The organism is Stenotrophomonas sp. YJH_SMC_123, from assembly GCF_059368215.1.
This window is the reverse complement of the sequence record NZ_JCAFRM010000004.1, coordinates 258,014-275,114: the sequence shown is the minus strand read 5'-3', so window position 1 is coordinate 275,114 and position 17,101 is coordinate 258,014. Positions and strand designations below refer to the sequence as shown.

Annotated in this window: 6 protein-coding genes; 2 read left to right on the top strand and 4 right to left on the bottom strand. The window is 69.5% G+C overall.

Going from position 1 to position 17,101, the window contains the following annotated elements:
• Positions 1-111: 111 nt before the first annotated feature.
• Together AC5P5W_RS11780 and purL are read right to left on the bottom strand one after the other, a co-directional pair.
• The gene (locus AC5P5W_RS11780; RefSeq protein WP_197574951.1) at positions 112-7,296 is read right to left on the bottom strand and encodes an ESPR-type extended signal peptide-containing protein; all 7,185 of its coding nucleotides are present in this window, start codon (positions 7,294-7,296) and stop codon (positions 112-114) included.
• Positions 7,297-7,735: 439 nt separating this feature from the next.
• The gene (gene purL, locus AC5P5W_RS11775) at positions 7,736-11,620 is read right to left on the bottom strand and encodes a phosphoribosylformylglycinamidine synthase (RefSeq protein WP_111205448.1); all 3,885 of its coding nucleotides are present in this window, start codon (positions 11,618-11,620) and stop codon (positions 7,736-7,738) included.
• Positions 11,621-12,441: 821 nt separating this feature from the next.
• Between purL and AC5P5W_RS11770 the strand changes: the two genes are divergently transcribed.
• On the top strand, positions 12,442-14,541 hold the full coding sequence (locus AC5P5W_RS11770; RefSeq protein WP_197575588.1) for a glycosyl hydrolase family 18 protein: 2,100 nt from the start codon (positions 12,442-12,444) through the stop codon (positions 14,539-14,541).
• A gap of 121 nt (positions 14,542-14,662) precedes the next feature.
• Here the strand turns inward: AC5P5W_RS11770 and AC5P5W_RS11765 are convergent, their stop codons facing one another.
• Together AC5P5W_RS11765 and xerD are read right to left on the bottom strand one after the other, a co-directional pair.
• The gene (locus AC5P5W_RS11765) at positions 14,663-15,448 is read right to left on the bottom strand and encodes a thioredoxin fold domain-containing protein (protein WP_046428434.1); all 786 of its coding nucleotides are present in this window, start codon (positions 15,446-15,448) and stop codon (positions 14,663-14,665) included.
• A gap of 100 nt (positions 15,449-15,548) precedes the next feature.
• A complete protein-coding gene (xerD, locus tag AC5P5W_RS11760; RefSeq protein WP_046428433.1) occupies positions 15,549-16,526 on the bottom strand; it encodes a site-specific tyrosine recombinase XerD in 978 nt (325 codons plus the stop codon).
• 56 nt (positions 16,527-16,582) lie between these two features.
• Here xerD and AC5P5W_RS11755 point away from each other — a divergent pair, with 56 nt between their 5' ends.
• Entirely contained in the window at positions 16,583-17,074 is a 492-nt protein-coding gene (locus AC5P5W_RS11755) for an RDD family protein (protein WP_180835252.1), read from the top strand.
• Positions 17,075-17,101 lie beyond the last annotated feature (27 nt).

Genomic DNA, 17,101 nt, shown 5'->3' with positions numbered 1-17,101 from the left:
TCATTCCTTGACGACTCCCGGCCGGCCCAGCCGGGATTGCCGTGACCTCCCCCCAGGCCCTCACTGCAGGTACGGCGCCGGCGTGGGTGGCCGCCGGCGCGATGGAGTGGCTTACCAGCCGAAGCCGGCACCGACGCCGACCGAACTGTCGTCACTGCTGAAGGCGCCGCCGAAGGTGACCGTGGCGCGATCGCTGATCGCACGCTGGTAACCCAGCGACAACGCCGACTCGCCCCCCTGGAAACCGATGCCGACGCCGACACGGTTCTGGGTGCGGATACCGGCGGCACTGGTAGCCATGTTGAGCATCGCTGCGCTCATCGCGCCCTGGCGGTCGATGCGGCGGTCCATGTGGCGCAGGCGTCCATCGATCTCGCCCTTGAACACATCGAAGCTGTCGGCAACGGCCTGGACGCGACTGTCGGTGTAGCTGTTCGCCGTCGCCATGCCACGGTCCAGCTGGCCCTTGTTGACGGCGTCGGTGGCGGTGGTGCCGGCGGCGACGTTGGTGACCTGGCGTTCATTGCCTTCGCTGCCCACCGAGACCGTGTTGGCACGATCGGCAACCGAGCCCTGGCCCAGCGCCACGGCATTTGCCGCCGTGGCATTGGCGCCCTGGCCGATGGCCGTGGACGAAGCGCCGCTGGCTACCGCGCCATCGCCCATGGCCACGGCGTTGAAGCCGGTGGCCGGGGTGCCGACCGGAATGCCCGCCCCCGCCGCGGCCACCGTCGGCGTGCCCTGCACGCGTGCGGTACTGGCCGGTGCGGCATCGGCCGTTGCCGGTGCGTCGGCCACGCTGGCCAGCGGGCTTTCATCCAGCGAAGCACTCATTGCGCGCAGGCTGGACGCGCCTGCTCGCGTGCCACCGGCAGCAGTGCGACGGTCAATCTCACTGACCTTGCGGTCCAGCGCGCCCAGCGCATCGCCGACATTGCTGTAGGTGGCGCCCTGGATCACGTAGTTCGGTGCCACGAACACGCCCTGCATGCCGACGCTGGCACCACCGCCGAGGAAGCTGGCGGCATCACTGAGCGACTGGAACAGCTGCCCGCCATTGATCGCCTGGCGGCTGCCGGCGGCGATGTTGCCCGCGCCGACGTTGTCGATGGTGGTGCCCTGGAAGCCGGACAGGGTCAGGCGGTCACGGCTGGCGTCGTCATAGCCGACGGCGCTGGCCGCCGTGGTCTCGACCGTGGCGATGCGCGAGTCGAAATCACCGACACGGGTTTCCACGGCGCCCACGCGCTGGTTGGTGACGTTGAGCTGCGAGCCGGTGACCGCGTCGCTGCTGCCGGCGGCGATGCGGCCGTCGGCCACATTGACGATGCGGCGCGCGGCCGGGCCATCGGTGCCGTTGCCACCACCGACCGACACCACGTTGGCATCGAGCGCACGCGAGCCCGCACCCAGTGCCACCGAGTTCGCACCGGACGCGCCGGCACTGTTGCCCAGTGCAAGCGCACCGTTGCCGATGGCCATCGCATTGGCACCCAGCGCATTGCTGCGTGCGCCGCTGGCACTGGCGGCCGAACCGATCGCTGCGGCATCGCTGCCGCTGGCACTGGCGGTACCCGCGCCGCTGGCCTTGACGTAGCGTGCGGTGCCATCGGCGGTCGCCGCGACCGCATCGAGCTGGCCACGATTGACTGCATCGGTGCGCTCGGTACCGGCGGCGACACGGGTGATCTGACGATCACTGCTGGCACTGCCGACCGACACGGTGTTGGCACGATCAGCCACCGAGCCTGCGCCCAGTGCGATGCTGCCGGCCGCCGAAGCGTTGGCACTGACACCCACCGCGGTAGCGTTCGCACCGGTGGCCTTGCTGCCGTAGCCCACCGCAGTACCCAGTCGACCACTGGCTTCGGCGTAGCTGCCCAGCGCCGAGGCGCCATCGGCCGAGGCAGTGGCGCGGAAACCGCTGGCCTGCGACTGCGTGCCGCTGGCCGTTGCCTGCGCGCCGCTGGCGGTGCTGTAGGCGCCCTTGGCCTGGGCGCCGGCGCCGGTAGCGCTGGCGCCGAGTTCACTGGCGCTGGCAGCGCTGCCCACGGCCACGCTGTCGACACCACTGGCCTGTGCGTTGGTACCCAGTGCCGCCGCGTTGCTGCCGGTCGCCAGGGCGTCGGCGCCTACCGCCGTGGCGTTGGCGGCCATCGCGTTGGCGCCACTGCCCAGCGCGGTGGCACCGTTGCCGATGGCGTTGGACGCGTTGCCGGCGGCCAAGGCGTTGTCACCGTCCACCAGGGCACCGGCCTCGCCATCGTCGTTGCCGCTGGCCTGGAACTGGCGGCTGGTCCTGTCGGCGACGCTGGCAACGGCATCCAGCTGGCCCTTGTTCACCGCGTCGGTGGCTTCGGTACCGGCTGCCACATGGGTCACCTGGCGTTCGCCACCGGCCTTGCCGACGGCCACGGTGTTGTCACGGTCGGCCTTGGAGCCGGCACCGAGGGCGACACTGTTGCTGCCGTTGGCGGTGGCGTTGGCGCCCAGGGCCGTGGCATTGCTGCCGGCGGCCCACGAGTTCCAGCCGATTGCCGTGGCGTAGTCTTCGGTCGCCCATGCGCCGGCACCGAACGCCGCCGCACCGGTGCCACTGGCACGCGACGGGATCAGGCCGAAGAAGGTGCTGCCACCGATGGCCACGCTTTCCTCGCCGCTGGCCTCGCTGGACTGACCCACCGCCACGGCACCGGTACCGGCTGCAGCAGCACCGAAGCCGACGGCGGTCGTGTTGGCACCACTGGCCGCCGAGCCGTAGCCCAATGCGGTGCCGAGGCGTCCACTGGCCTCGGCATAGCCACCGACGGCAGTGGTGCCATCGGCAGAGGCGGCACTACGGAAGCCGCTGGCCAGGGCCTGCGTGCCGCTGGCGTTGGATTCGGTGCCGGTTGCCGTGCTGTACGCACCGCTGGCCTGTGCACGCGCACCGACCGCGCTGGCGCCGAGCTCGCTGGCGCTGGCACCGGTGCCGAGCGCAAGGCTGTCTTCACCGCTGGCCTGCGCTGTGCTGCCCAGCGCCGCCGCATTGTTGCCGGTGGCCAATGCATCGATGCCCACGGCCGTGGCGTTGGCCGCCAGCGCGTTGGCACCGCTGCCCAGCGCGGTGGCCCCGTTGCCGATGGCGTTGGCCGCATCGCCGGCCGCCAGCGCGTTGTCGCCCTCGACCAGTGCCCCTGTTTCGCCATCGGCGTTGCCGCTGGCCTGGAACTGCCTGCTGGTCTTTTCCGCTGCGGCGGCTACGGCGTCGAGCTGGTTCTTGTTGACCGCATCATTGCCCTGCGTGCCATCAGCCACGTTGGTGATCTGGCGGGTGTTGCCACCGCCGCCGACCGACACGGTGTTGTCGCGGTCGGCGATCGAATCGGCACCCAGCGCCACGCTGTTGGCAGCGCGCGATTCGGCGGCGTTGCCCAGCGCGGTGCTGTTGATGCCACCGGACCAGGCGCCGCCACCGACGGCGGTGGAGTAGTTGCCCGATGCTTCGGTGGCCAGCACGCCGAACAGCGATCCGCCGACGGCGACGCTGTTGGTGCCGGTGGCCAGGCTGCCCTGGCCAGTGGCGGTGCTGTAGGCACCGGAGGCTTCCGAATCACCGCCCAGCGCCACGCTGTTGGAGCCGGAGGCATTGGCGAAGTTGCCGAAGGCTGTGGCATTGAAGGCCGAGGCCTGTGCATAGCCACCGATGGCGGTGCTGTAGCCGCCGGTCGCCTCGGCACCGATGCCGAACGCTGCCGACGCGGTGCCACTGGCGACACTCTCGCTGCCGACCGCGGTGGCGCCGCTGCCACTGGCATTGCTGAAGTACCCCACTGCCACCGCCTCCTCGCCGGAGGCTTCGGACAGCACGCCGGTCGCGGTGCTGCCAGCACCGCTGGCGATGCTGGCCGCACCGAACGCCGCACTCTGCTCGCCACTGGCCTCGCTTTCCGCACCCTGCGCGGTTGCGTATTCAGCGGTCGCCTGTGCATTTGCACCGACCGCGCTGGCGTTGGCGGCGCTGGCCAGGGCGTTGACGCCCAGTGCCTGCGCATTGCTGGCCAGCGCGTTGGCGCCACTGCCGAGTGCGGTGGCCCCGTTGCCGATGGCGTTGGCCGCATCACCGGCGGCCAGCGCGTTGTCACCGTCCACCAGTGCACCGGCCACATCACCGCCGTTGCCGCTGGCCTGGAAGAAGCGGCTGGTGGTGGCTGCCGCGCCCGCCACGGCATCCAGCTGCGCCTTGTTCACCGCGTCGGTGGCCTGGGTACCGGCGGCGACGTTGGTCACCTGGCGTTCGTTGCCGGTGCTGCCGACCGAAACGCTGCGGGCGCGGTTGGCGACCGAGCCGGCGCCCAGTGCGACGGCGTTGCTGGCGCTGGCGTTGCTGCCGGCACCGAGCGCGATCGCGCTTTCACCACCGGCCACCGTGTTGGTGCCGATGGCGATGCTGTTGAGGCTGTTGCCCAGCGCCTGGAAGCCGAGCGCCACGCTGTTGTCGCCATAACCGAATGCGCCGCGACCGACGGCGGTGGAGCTGGTGCCGTTGGCCCAGCTGTTGTAACCGATGGAGGTCGCACCACTGCCACTGGCCCAGGCCGCGTTGCCAAATGCCGAGGCATTGGTGGCCGTTGCCCAGGCGCCGGAACCGAACGCACTCGCCCCGCTTGCGGTAGCCCAGCTGTAGCCACCGACGGCGGTGCTGTCGTCACTGCTGGCGAAGGCGCTGTCGCCAACCGCAACCGCGTAGCTGCCGGTCGCACGCGACTTGCCGCCGGCCGCGAAGCTGTTGTCTCCGCTGGCCCTGGCGGCGTTGCCGAACGCACTGCTGGCAGCACCGGTCGCCTGCGCACCACTGCCGACCGCTGTGGCGTCGGCGACGGCAGTGGTGCCGACCTGCTGTGCCGTACCGTCGGCACCGATGATCGGCTGGTTGTACTCGTCGTAGGCCTGGCCGAGGCCACCGATGGCAACACCGCCATTGCCGGTGGCGTTGCTGTTGCGACCCACCGCCACGGCGTCGTCACCGATGGCCGAGGCTGCTGCGCCCTGTGCAACCGCGCCGGCGCCGATCGCATTGCTCGACGAACCCGCCGCAACCGCACCTTCGCCCTCGGCCAATGCACCCGCATCGCTGCCTGCTTCCGGCTGGGCCTGGAAGAAGCGCGCTGTGCTGTCGGCGGTGCTGGCCACCGCGTCGAGCTGCGCCTTGTTCACTGCATCGGTGGCTTCACTGCCCGCGGCGACGCTGGTGATCTGCCGTTCGTTGCCGGCACTGCCCACGGCCACGCTGTTGGCACGCACCGCTTCGGAGTTGGCGCCGAGCGCAACGCTGTTGGCACCGCGTGCGGTGGCGTAGTAGCCCACGGCGGTGCTCTGCGCGCCGCTGGCCCAGGTCTGCGCGCCGAGCGCGCTGGCGTTCTCGCCCGGTGCGTAGGCGAAGTAGCCGACCGCAGTCGCTTCGGCGCCGGACGCTTCGGTCAGGCTGCCGTTGGCCACCGCGCGATCACCGCTGGCGATGGCGCCGGCGCCGACGGCGGTCGACGCTTCGCCGCTGGCCTGGGTCTGCACGAAGAAGCCCAGGCCTGGAATCAGATCGGCCGGGCCGCCGATGGCCACGCTGCTGGTGCCGGTGGCATTGCTCTGCGTACCCAGCGCGGTGGAGTAATCACCGATGGCATTGGCAACCGCACCGAACGCGGACGACTGCGCGCCGGCGGCATATGCGCCAACGCCATAGGACGACGCGGCGAAACCACCGGCCTCGGCACTCGCACCCACCGCAGTACCACCGACACCGGCACTGGTGGCGCCGGTTTCCACCGGCACGCCGCCACTGGTGATCAGCGGATTGCCATCGGCATCCACCGCAGCACCACCGACGGCGACACTGCCTGGGCCGTTGGCCTGCGCGTTGTTGCCGAACGCGGCACTGTTCTGGCCCGAGGCCAGCGCGTTGTTGCCAACGGCGGTGGCGTTCTGCGCGACGGCGGTCGCACCGGCGCCCACGGCCGTCGCACCCTTGCCGATCGCATTGGCGGCCTCGCCAGCCGCCAGCGCCTCGTCGCCCTCGGCCAATGCACCCGCATCACTGTTGCTGCTGCCCGTGGCCTGGAAACGCTTGGCGGTGGCATCGGCCACGGCGGCGACGCCCTTCAACTGGCCGACGTTGACCGCGTCGGTGTCTTCGGTGCCCGCCGCGACGCTGGTGATCTGCCGGGTCAGGCCGTATTCGGCGGCGCCGACCGACACGGTGTCGACACGGTCGGCCAGCGAGCCGGCGCCCAGCGCCACGCTGCCGGTGGCGACCGCCGCCGAGTTGGACCCCAGCGCGGTGCTGTACTCACCCACGGCAGTGCTGAACGCCCCCACCGCGATCGATGCTTCATTGGCGGCAGTGGCGCCGCGGCCCAGTGCGGTGCTGCCCGGGCCCATCGCCACGGCACCACCGCCGACGGCCGTCGCGCCATCGGCAGTGGCTTCGGACAACGCACCGAGTGCGGTGGCCGCGCCGTTCTCGCTGGCTGCGTACGCGCTGGCGCCGACGGCTGTATCGCCAAGCCCGAACGCGGCCGCGCTCTGCCCGACCACCACGCTGGCATCGCCGATGGCCAGGGCGCCCTGGCCGAAGGCACTGGCGCCGAGACCGGCGGCAATGGCCTGGGTTCCGATGGCGGTGGTGGCGTTGGCCAGCGCCTGTGCACCGGCGCCGGCCGCGACTGCGCCCTGCCCCTCGATCTTCGCCGCGTCGCTGTCATCGCCTGCGCCGTCGGCCTTGAAATAGCGGTTTCCATCGGCGGCGACATCAGCCAGCGCGGCCTGCGTGGCGCGCGCCTGCGCGTCCAGCTGCGCCTTGTTCACCGCATCGGTGCCCTGCGTGCCAGCAGCCACGTTGGTGATCTGCCGCTCCTTGCCGGCATCGCCGATGGACACGGTATTGGCCCGCGTGGCCTTGGAGCCAGCGCCCAGCGCCACGCTGTTGGCGGCGCTGGCATTGCTGTTGCTGCCGATCGCCACCGCGTTGCTGCCCTTGGCCGTGGCCGAGCCTTCGATCAGGCACTTTTCCAGCAGCTTGCCGCTGAATGCAACGCAGGTTGCGCTGCCGCCGATCTGCACCGACTGTGCCGTCGCGCTGCCGCTCATGCCCAACCCCAATACCAGGCCCAGTGCCACCGCCAGCAGTGCGGGCGTGGCCTGTGTCGCATCGCGGCGCTGGTCGACGACCCCGCCACTGCTGCTGTCGGAGGAGGCCAGTTCCGAGGCCACCACCAACTGACCCAGTGCTTTGTTCCAGACCTTGCGATAAATCCGATTCATCGGTACGGCTCCTGATTGGACTGGTTTTGGGCAAAGCAACGCCACCGCTGGGCTTTCCGGCCCAACGTCCCCTGGGGGCGTTTATTCGCGTGATTTACTGCGGGGTATTGCCGAACGGCGCGCAGCGACAGAAAACCGAGCGCGTGCGCCAACCGGTTACTGCGAAATGAATGATTCTGAAACGGGGTTCAAGTGTTAACGGCAACTTTGCAGATCGTCAAGACTTTGACACGACAAATCCTATTGCCGTGAAGCAGTTCACTATTTCACGTGTTTATAAAGGCATTTTGTTAGACATACGTGACGAACTGCTGGCGCATGAAAACGGATGTAACTAGCGGCCAGATCAGCAATTTCACGCACACAAAGAAAAACCCGCCGACAAAGCGGCGGGTTTTTCCATACGCGGTGGCATTGCGGCCTGCGCGGAACGATGCGATCAGCCGCACCACACCCGCGCGTTGCGGAACATGCGCATCCACGGCGAATCACCCTGCCATTCAGCCGGTGCCCAGCTCAGGTTGAGCGCGCGCGGGGTGCGCTCCGGGTGCGGCATCATGATGGTGACGCGGCCGTCGGTGCTGGTCAGGCCGGTGATGCCGTCCGGCGAACCGTTCGGGTTCAGCGGGTACTGGCTGGCGACGTTGCCATGGCCATCGATGTAGCGCAGCGAGACGCGGGCGGCAGCCTGGTCGACGGCGTTGTCGAACACGGCCTGGCCTTCGCCGTGCGCCACCGCTACCGGCAGGCGCGAGCCGGCCATGCCACGCAGCAGGATCGACGGCGATTCCACCACTTCCAGCAGCGCGGTGCGGGCTTCGAACTGCTCGCTGGCATTGCGGCGGAACTGCGGCCAGTGTCCGGCACCCGGGATGATGTTCTTGAGCTGGCTCATCATCTGGCAGCCGTTGCACACGCCCAGCGCGAAGCTGTCTTCGCGCGCGAAGAACGCGGCGAAGGCATCACGCAGCGCACTGCGCTCCAGGATCGAGGTGGCCCAGCCACGGCCGGCACCGAGCACATCGCCGTAGCTGAAGCCGCCGCAGGCGACCAGGCCGGTGAAATCCTGCAGCGCCACGCGGCCTTCGATCAGGTCGCTCATGTGCACGTCGAAGGCGCGGAAGCCGGCACGTTCGAAGGCGTTGGCCATTTCGATCTGGCCGTTGACGCCCTGCTCGCGCAGCACCGCCACGCGCGGACGCGCACCGGTGCTGATGAACGGTGCCGCCACATCCTCGTTCAGGTCGAAGCTGAGCTTGGGCTTCAGGCCCGGTGCGTTGAAGGCACGGGCGACCTCGCGCTCGGCATCGGCGTTGGCCGGGTTGTCGCGGCGCTTCTGCATCGCGTGGGTGACCGACCACCAGGCGTCGAACAGTGCGTCCCAACGCCATTCGGCCAGGTTCTCGCCACCCAGCGACACGCGCACCACCGGCGCGGTGGTCGGCTTGGCGATGCGCTGTGCGCATTCGGTCAGTGCGTGGCGTTCGACCAGGTCGGCGAACGCAGCGCGGTCTTCGCGCGCGATCTGCACCACCGCACCCAGTTCTTCGTTGAACAGGCTGCGGAACGGATCATCGCCCCAGGCATCGAGCGTGATGTCCAGGCCAAGGCGCGAAGTGAAGGCCATTTCGCACAGCGCGGCGAAGGCACCACCGTCGCTGCGGTCGTGGTAGGCCAGCAGCAGGCCGGACTGGCGCGCATCGCGGATCAGCTCGAAGAAGCCACGCAGGCGCTGCGGATCGTCCAGGTCCGGAGCGGCACCGGCGAAGGCCGGCAGATCGCCATGGTCGGCGTGCACCTGGGCCAGGATCGAACCGCCCAGGCGCTGCTTGCCGGCACCCAGGCCGATCAGCCACAGCTCGCTGTCCACGTCGCGGTCGAGCAGCGGGGTCAGCTGCTTGCGCACGTCGGCGACCGGCGCGAACGCCGAGATCACCAGCGACACCGGCGACACGCTCTTGTGCGCTTCGCCCTGGTCGTGCCACTGCGCCTGCATCGACAGCGAGTCCTTGCCCACCGGGATGCTGATGTCCAGCTGCGGGCACAGTTCCATGCCCACCGCCTTCACCGCGTCGTACAGCAGTGCGTCTTCGCCCGGATGGCCGGCCGCGGCCATCCAGTTCGCCGACAGCTTGATTTCATCCAGCGCATCGACCGGGGCCGCACACAGGTTGGTCAGCGCTTCGCCCACCGCCATGCGTGCCGACGCAGCGGCGTCGAGCAGGGCCAGCGGGGTGCGCTCGCCGATCGACATCGCTTCGCCGGCCACGCCATCGAAGTCGGCCAGGGTGATCGCCACGTCGGCCACCGGCAGCTGCCACGGGCCGACCATCTGCTCACGCGCGGTCAGGCCACCGACGCTGCGGTCACCGATGGTGACCAGGAAGTTCTTCGAGGCGACGGTCGGGTGCGCGAGTACGCGCAGGCCGGCTTCCTGCAGGTCCAGGCCGCCGGTCTTCAGCACCGGCCAGCGCGGTGCCGGCGGGTGCGCGGTGTCGCGGTGCATCTTCGGCGGCTTGCCGAACAGCACGTCCATCGGCAGGTCGATCGGCGCATCGGCCGGGGTGTGGCCCGGCACGGCACCGTAGGCCACCACCAGGTGCTCCTCGGCGGTGGCCACGCCAACGGCAGCGAACGGGCAGCGCTCGCGGGCGCACAGCGCGGCGAACTCGGCCAGGCGCTCTTGGGCCACGCCCAGCACGTAGCGCTCCTGCGACTCGTTGCACCACAGCTGCATCGGCGACAGCGACGGATCATCGGTGGGCACCTTGCCCAGGTCGATGACACCGCCGACCTTGGAGTCGTGCAGCAGTTCGGGGATGGCATTGGACAGGCCACCGGCACCGACGTCGTGGAAGAACTTGATCGGGTTGTTGGCGCCCATCGCCACGCAGCGGTCGATGACCTCCTGGCAGCGGCGCTCCATTTCCGGGTTGTCGCGCTGCACGCTGGCAAAGTCCAGGTCCTCGGCGCTCTCGCCGGAGGCCACCGAACTGGCCGCGCCGCCGCCCAGGCCGATCAGCATCGCCGGCCCGCCGAGCACGATGACCGCATCACCGGCCTGCAGCGGGATCTTGTCGACCTGCACGCGGTCGATCGCGCCGAGGCCGCCGGCCAGCATGATCGGCTTGTCGTATGCACGCACCAGATCGGCGCCTTCGGGCAGCTCGAAGCTGCGGAAGTAGCCGAGCAGGTTCGGGCGGCCGAATTCGTTGTTGAACGCGGCGCCGCCGAGCGGGCCGTCGGTCATGATTTCCAGCGCCGGCGCCATGCGCGGGTTCAGCGCGCGCGGCGCTTCCCACGGCTGCGGCAGCTCGGGGATGCGCAGGTGCGAGACCGAGAAGCCGGTCAGGCCCGCCTTCGGCTTGCCGCCACGGCCGGTCGCGCCCTCGTCGCGGATCTCGCCACCGGCACCGGTCGAGGCACCCGGGAACGGCGCGATCGCGGTCGGATGGTTGTGCGTTTCCACCTTGATCTGGAACGCGCTGGGCACCTGCGGCTCGCGGCGGTATTCGCCACTGGCCGGATCGGGGCGATAGCGCGAGGCCGGATGGCCTTCGATCACCGCGGCATTGTCGCTGTACGCGCTGAGCGTGTGCTGCGGAGTCTGCTGGTGGGTGTTCTTGATCATCCGGAACAGCGAGCGGTCCTGCTCCTGGCCGTCGATGGTCCAGCTGGCGTTGAAGATCTTGTGGCGGCAGTGCTCGGAATTGGCCTGCGCGAACATCATCAGTTCCACGTCCGACGGCGACCGGCCCAGCGCAGTGAAACGCTCGCGCAGGTAGTCGATCTCGTCCTGGGCCATGGCCAGGCCGAGGCGCTGGTTGGCGGCCTCCAGCTGGTCCACCGGCACGCGCTCCAGTTCACCCCGGGCCGGTGCCGAGAACAGCGCCTGGCCCTGTTCCACGGTCTCCAGCACCGACTGCGTCATCGGGTCGTGCAGCGCCTTGACCAGCGCCTGCTGGGCGGCGGCATCGGCCGGCCAGCCCTGCACGTCGATGCGCAGGCCACGCTCGACCCGGCTGACCGGCTGGCCGGCACCGCGGACCAGTTCGGTGGCCTTGCTCGACCACGGCGACAGCGTGCCCAGGCGCGGCACCACGATGCGGCTGACCGCGCCGTCGGCCACGGCTTCGGCCTGCGGCGCCGCTTCGAGGATGCGGCACAGGGTGGTCAGGTCGGGGGCGGCGCTGCCTTCGGGCTGCACGAAGTAGACGTGCCAGGCACCACTGATGCGCAGGGAGGGAGCGATGGACTGCAGGCGGGATTCAAGACGTTCGCGGCGGAACGGCGACAGGGCGGGCGCGCCCTCGAGGACCATCATGTCCGGGGAACCGTAGTTGGGAAACGGGCCCGACATTGTACCGGAAGCGGGGGAAGGGCTCTGGCCGGGCGGCGCCCGGCACCCGCCGAGGCCAGGGCAACGGCAACAGCAACGGCCAAAGCAAAAGCGGGGTTCCCGTGGGGTGGCGGGGTGGGTCCGGTGGCGGGGGACGCCGTAAACCCGTCCCTGGGGGCTTGGCCGCGGCATCCATGCCGCGGACACCCCCGCCACCGGACCCACCCCGCCTTCGACAGATTTCCGCGATCTGCGGTAAATCCACGCCATGCGTGCATGCTCTGCGGTAGTGCCGGCCGCTGGCCGGCAACCAGGGAAATCTCAGAAGTCAGGCATTGAAGAGCGAAGCGACCGGCTTTTGCTTTTGATTTTTTGTTCTGTCTTTCGTGGCTGGCCGCGCAGGAACCTGTCCGTGGCCGGGCGGGTGGGTTGCGCAGGGGCGTAAGCGCCATGGATGGCGCGCCCGAGCCTACAGGGACGTATTCACGGCGTCCCCTGCGCAGCCCACCCACCCGGCCAACCCCAGAAATCTGCTTTTCGCGGAAAGCCCCCAGCCACGAGGGGGCTCCGCCGATGGCCGCCGACCGCGCGCAGCGCCGCTCTCCGCCCGAATCCCGGAACCATGCGCTTGCTCACGGGTTGACCACGCGATTGATGACAACGTTGTCCCCACCTGGCGCCGGACTCTCTCCCCGGCCCCCCAGGTACCCCGTCCGCCCCCTCCGTCGCCTTCCCGGGCGACGCCCGGACCTGCGTCACGCGCGGCGCCATCGGGGCCCGCGCGCCCTTTGATCGGAGACTTACCCATGTACGACCCGATTGTGCGCAGTGCCGAACGTTCGACCCGAAGCTGTCGTCCCCGCCACCTGGCCTGGCTGCTTGCCCTGGCGGCCGGTACCGCCGCCCTGCCCGGCCTGGCGCAGGCTGCCAGCTGTGCCGGCGTGGCCCAGTGGGACCAGGCCAGGATCTACCGGGCCGGCGATACCCTGCAGAAAGGAGGCGTCCTCTATCGGGCGAACCAGGACATCTGGAACGCGCCGCCGGACCATCCGGCCGGTGCGCCCTACTACACCAACCTTGGTGCCTGCGATGGCAGCGGCAGCAACCAGCCGCCGGTGGTCAGCCTGACCTCGCCGGCCAACGGCGCCACCTTCAGCGCCGGCAGCACGGTCAACGTGACCGCTACCGCCAGTGACCCGGACGGCAGCGTCGCCAAGGTCGAGTTCTTCCGCGACGGCAGCTCGCTGGGCGTGGCCACCGGTGCGCCGTATGCGGCCAGCTGGGCCAATGCCAGCGCCGGCAGCCACACCCTGCGCGCGGTCGCCACCGACAACAACAACGCCACCACCAGCACCCCGACCATCACCATCACCGTCAACGCCGCCGGTGGCGATACCACCGCACCGAGCGTGCCGGGCGGGCTGGCGGCCGGAACGCGCACCGCCAGCAGCATCGCGCTCAGCTGGAGCCCGTCCACCGACAACACCGGTGGCAGCGGCCTGGCCGGCTATGACGTGTACCGTAACGGCAGCCTGGTCGGTTCGCCGTCCAGTGCCAGCTATGTGGATGGCGGGCTGACCGCATCGACCACCTACCGCTACCGCGTACGTGCCCGCGACAACGCCGGCAATGCGTCGGCACAGGGCACCGAAATCAGCGCCACCACGCTGGCCGGTGACGGCGGCACCACCGGCAAGCGGGTCATCGGTTACTTCACCCAGTGGGGCATCTACGGCCGCAACTACCGGGTCAAGAACATCGACAGCAGCGGCTCGGCCGCACGCCTGACCCACATCAACTACGCGTTCGGCAACGTGCGCAACAACCGATGCGAAGTCGGCATCACCCAGCCGTCGGATCCGAACAGCGGTGCCGGTGGCGATGCCTTCGCCGACTACACCAAGGCCTTCAGTGCCGCCGAGAGCGTCAGCGGCAGTGCCGATACCTGGGACCAGCCGCTGCGCGGCAACTGGAACCAGCTCAAGCAGCTCAAGGCCAAATACCCGGGCATGAAGGTGCTGATCTCGCTGGGTGGCTGGACCTGGTCGCGCGGCTTCTCCAGCGCAGCGCGCCCGGAAAACCGCCAGGCCTTCGTCGCCTCGTGCATCGACGCCTACATCAAGGGCAACCTGCCGGTGACCGACGGTGCCGGCGGTGCCGGTGCCGCGCTGGGCGTGTTCGACGGCATCGACATCGACTGGGAATACCCGGTGGCCTGTGGCATCGAGTGCGGCAAGCCGGAAGACAACGCCAACTTCACCGCGCTGATGGCCGAGTTCCGCCGCCAGCTCGATGCGGTGCGGCCGGGCCTGTTGCTGACGGTGGCGGTGGGTGCCGGCATCGACAAGATCCGTGTCACCGATCCGGCCGCATACCACCCGTACCTGGACTACATCAACGTGATGACCTACGACTTCCACGGCGCGTGGGATGCGAAGACCAATCACCAGTCGGCGCTGTTCGATTCGCCGAATGATCCGTCCACCGGCGACCAGAAGCTGTACAACAGCAACGACGCCATCGAGGCCTTCATCAGCCGTGGCGTGCCCGCCGCCAAGCTCAACCTGGGCATTGGCTACTACGGGCGTGGCTGGACGGGTGTGGCCAACGCCAACAACGGCCTGTACCAGACCGCTACCGGCGCCGCCCCGGGTACGTATGAAGCCGGCATCGAGGACTGGAAGGTGCTGAAGAACCTGGCGTGGCCGGGCTACACCGACAACACCGCCGGTGCCACCTGGATCTACAACGGCAGCACGCTGTGGAGCTTCGACACCCCGGCCAACATCACCCGCAAGATGGGTTACGTGAAGACCCAGGGCCTGGGCGGCGCGTTCGTCTGGGAGTTCAGCGGTGACGATGCGCAGGGCACGCTGACCAAGGCGGTCAGTGATGGCCTGAAGTAAGCAAAAGGCCGGGGATGCGACACGCATCCCCGGCTTCCTGCCTGTAGAGCCGAGCCCATGCTCGGCTGCTGTTTCCGCAGCCGAGCATGGGCTCGGCTCTACAGAAAAAGACCAGCGACGATCAGCGCTTGGCCGACAGCTTCTCCAGCGCGGCACGCAGCTGCGCCGGCGGCAGGTAGCCGCCCAGCTGGGTGCCATCCGGCGCGAAGATCGCCGGCGTTCCATTCACGCCCAGCTGCTGGCCCAGCGCGTACTGCATCGCCACCGGGTTGGTGCAGTTCCTGGCCGGCACGCTGCCACCGCGCTTGGCGTTGGTCAGGGCCAGGCGACGATCCGCTGCACACCAGACCGAGATCATGTCGGTGTAGTCCTTGCTGCCCAGGCCCATGCGCGGAAACGCCAGGTACTCGACGGTGATGCCGTTGCGGTTGAGTTCGGCGATGTCCTGGTGCAGCTTGCGGCAGTAACCACACTCGATGTCGGTGAACACGCTGATGGTGTACTTGGCGTTCGGCGCGGCAAACACGATGCGATCGCCGTGGTTGGCCTTGGCCAGCAGGCCGCGGCGGTAACCAAGCAGGCCCTCGCTGTTGGCCGGACCCTTGGCGCGGGTGTCGTAAGGCTGCGACTGGAACAGGTAGCGGCCGTCATCGGACACGTACAGCAGCTGGCCGGAAACGACGACCTCGCGGAAGCCGGGGAACGGCGCGGCACCGATGTAATCGACCTGGAAACCCGGATTGAGCGCGGTCAACGCGGCACGTACCGCCTGGTCGGCCGGCGCGTTGGCGGCCGGGCTGGCCTTTGCCGCAGCGGCAGCAGGCGCCTTGGCGGCCGGCGGAGCCGGCTGGGCGCAGGCGGTCAGGCTGAGCGCACCGAACACGGCGGCGATGGCAAATCGGAGCATGGAGCGATCCGCAACAGAAGAAGACTCCGGATTCTGACACAGCCGCCGGTACCGGGCCGCGACGCCCGGCACGGCCCCGGGCAGCGATTCAGCCCGGCCCTCAGCCGCGCGGATGGTGGCGGGCATGCAGCTTCTGCAGATGCTCGCGCGCTACCAGGGTGTAGATCTGGGTGGTCGACAAGGAACTGTGGCCGAGCAGCATCTGCAGCGCGCGCAGGTCGGCACCGCGGTTGAGCAGATGGGTGGCGAAGCTGTGGCGCAGGCCATGCGGGCTGATCCGCGCCGGGTCGATGCCGGCCACCTGCGCATGGCGCTTGACCAGGTGCCAGAACGCCTGCCGGGTCAGCGCATGCAGCGTCGGCTCGATGAACAACGGGGTCTGACCATCCGCCAGGGCATGCACCTTGCCCTTGCCGACCAGCAGCGGGCGCGACTGCTGCAGGTAACGCTCCAGCCAGTGCTGCGATTCCTCGCCCAGCGGCACCAGCCGCTCCTTGCTGCCCTTGCCGGTGACCCGCAACACGCCCTGGCGCAGGTTGACCGCCGTGGCCGGCAGCAGCACCAGCTCGCTCACGCGCAGGCCGGCGGCATACATCAGTTCCAGCATGGCGCGGTCGCGCAGGCCCAGCGGGCTGTCGATGTCCGGTGCCGCCAGCAGCGCATCGATCTGGCTCTCGGCCAGCGCCTTGGGCAACAGCCGCGGCAGCTTCGGGGGGTCGAGCAGCGCACTGGGGTCTTCGCTGCGTTCGCCACGGCGCACGCCATCGGCGAAGAACGCCCGCAGCGCCGACAGCAGGCGCGCGTTGCTGCGCGGCGACCAGCCGTGGCGGGTGCGCCAGGCCAGGTAGTCGAACAGCCCGGGACGTTCGATGCCGGCCAGGCCACCGTCGCGTCCATCCATCCAGCGCGCCAGCCCTTCCAGGTCGCGCCGGTAGCTGTCCAGGGTGGCGCGGGCCAGGCCGTTCTCGGCCCAGATCGCATCGAGGAAGCGCTGGATGCGCACACTGTCGTCGGCGCGCAGCTCGGGCAGTTGCTGGACCAGCTGGCGGCGTTCGGCGGGGGTGGAAACAAGGGCCATGCATGCAGGATACGAGGGCCACTGCGGGCACGGCCAGCTTTGCGTATGCTCGGCGCATGTCCCGCCCTGCCACCGACACGGCCCCTGCAGCCGCTACCGAAACGCTCCGTCCGCGCGCGCTGCTGCCCTGGCGCATGCTGGCGATGGTCTACGACGCGCTGCCGGTGCTGGCGCTGTGGATGCTGGCCGGCACGCTGTTCACCCTCGCCTACACCTTCAGCGGCCACGCGCAGCGCGAGAACATCGCACCGTTCAGTATCTGGCAGTGGCTGCTGTGGGCGGTGTGCTGGGCGATCACGGGGTGGTATGCCACGGCCAGCTGGCGCCGCGGCGGGCAGACGCTGGGCATGCGGCCGTGGCGGCTGAAACTGCAGTCGCGCGATGGCACGCCGTTGCGGCACGGCCAGCTGTGGCTGCGCTTCGCGGTGGGGACGCTGTCGCTGCTGCTGGGCGGCCTGGGATTCTGGTGGGCCTGGGTCGACCGCCAACGCCTGACCTGGCACGACCGCGCCAGCGGCACCCGCCTGGTGCGCATGCCCAAGCGGTGATGCACGATCTGTAGAGCCGAGCCCATG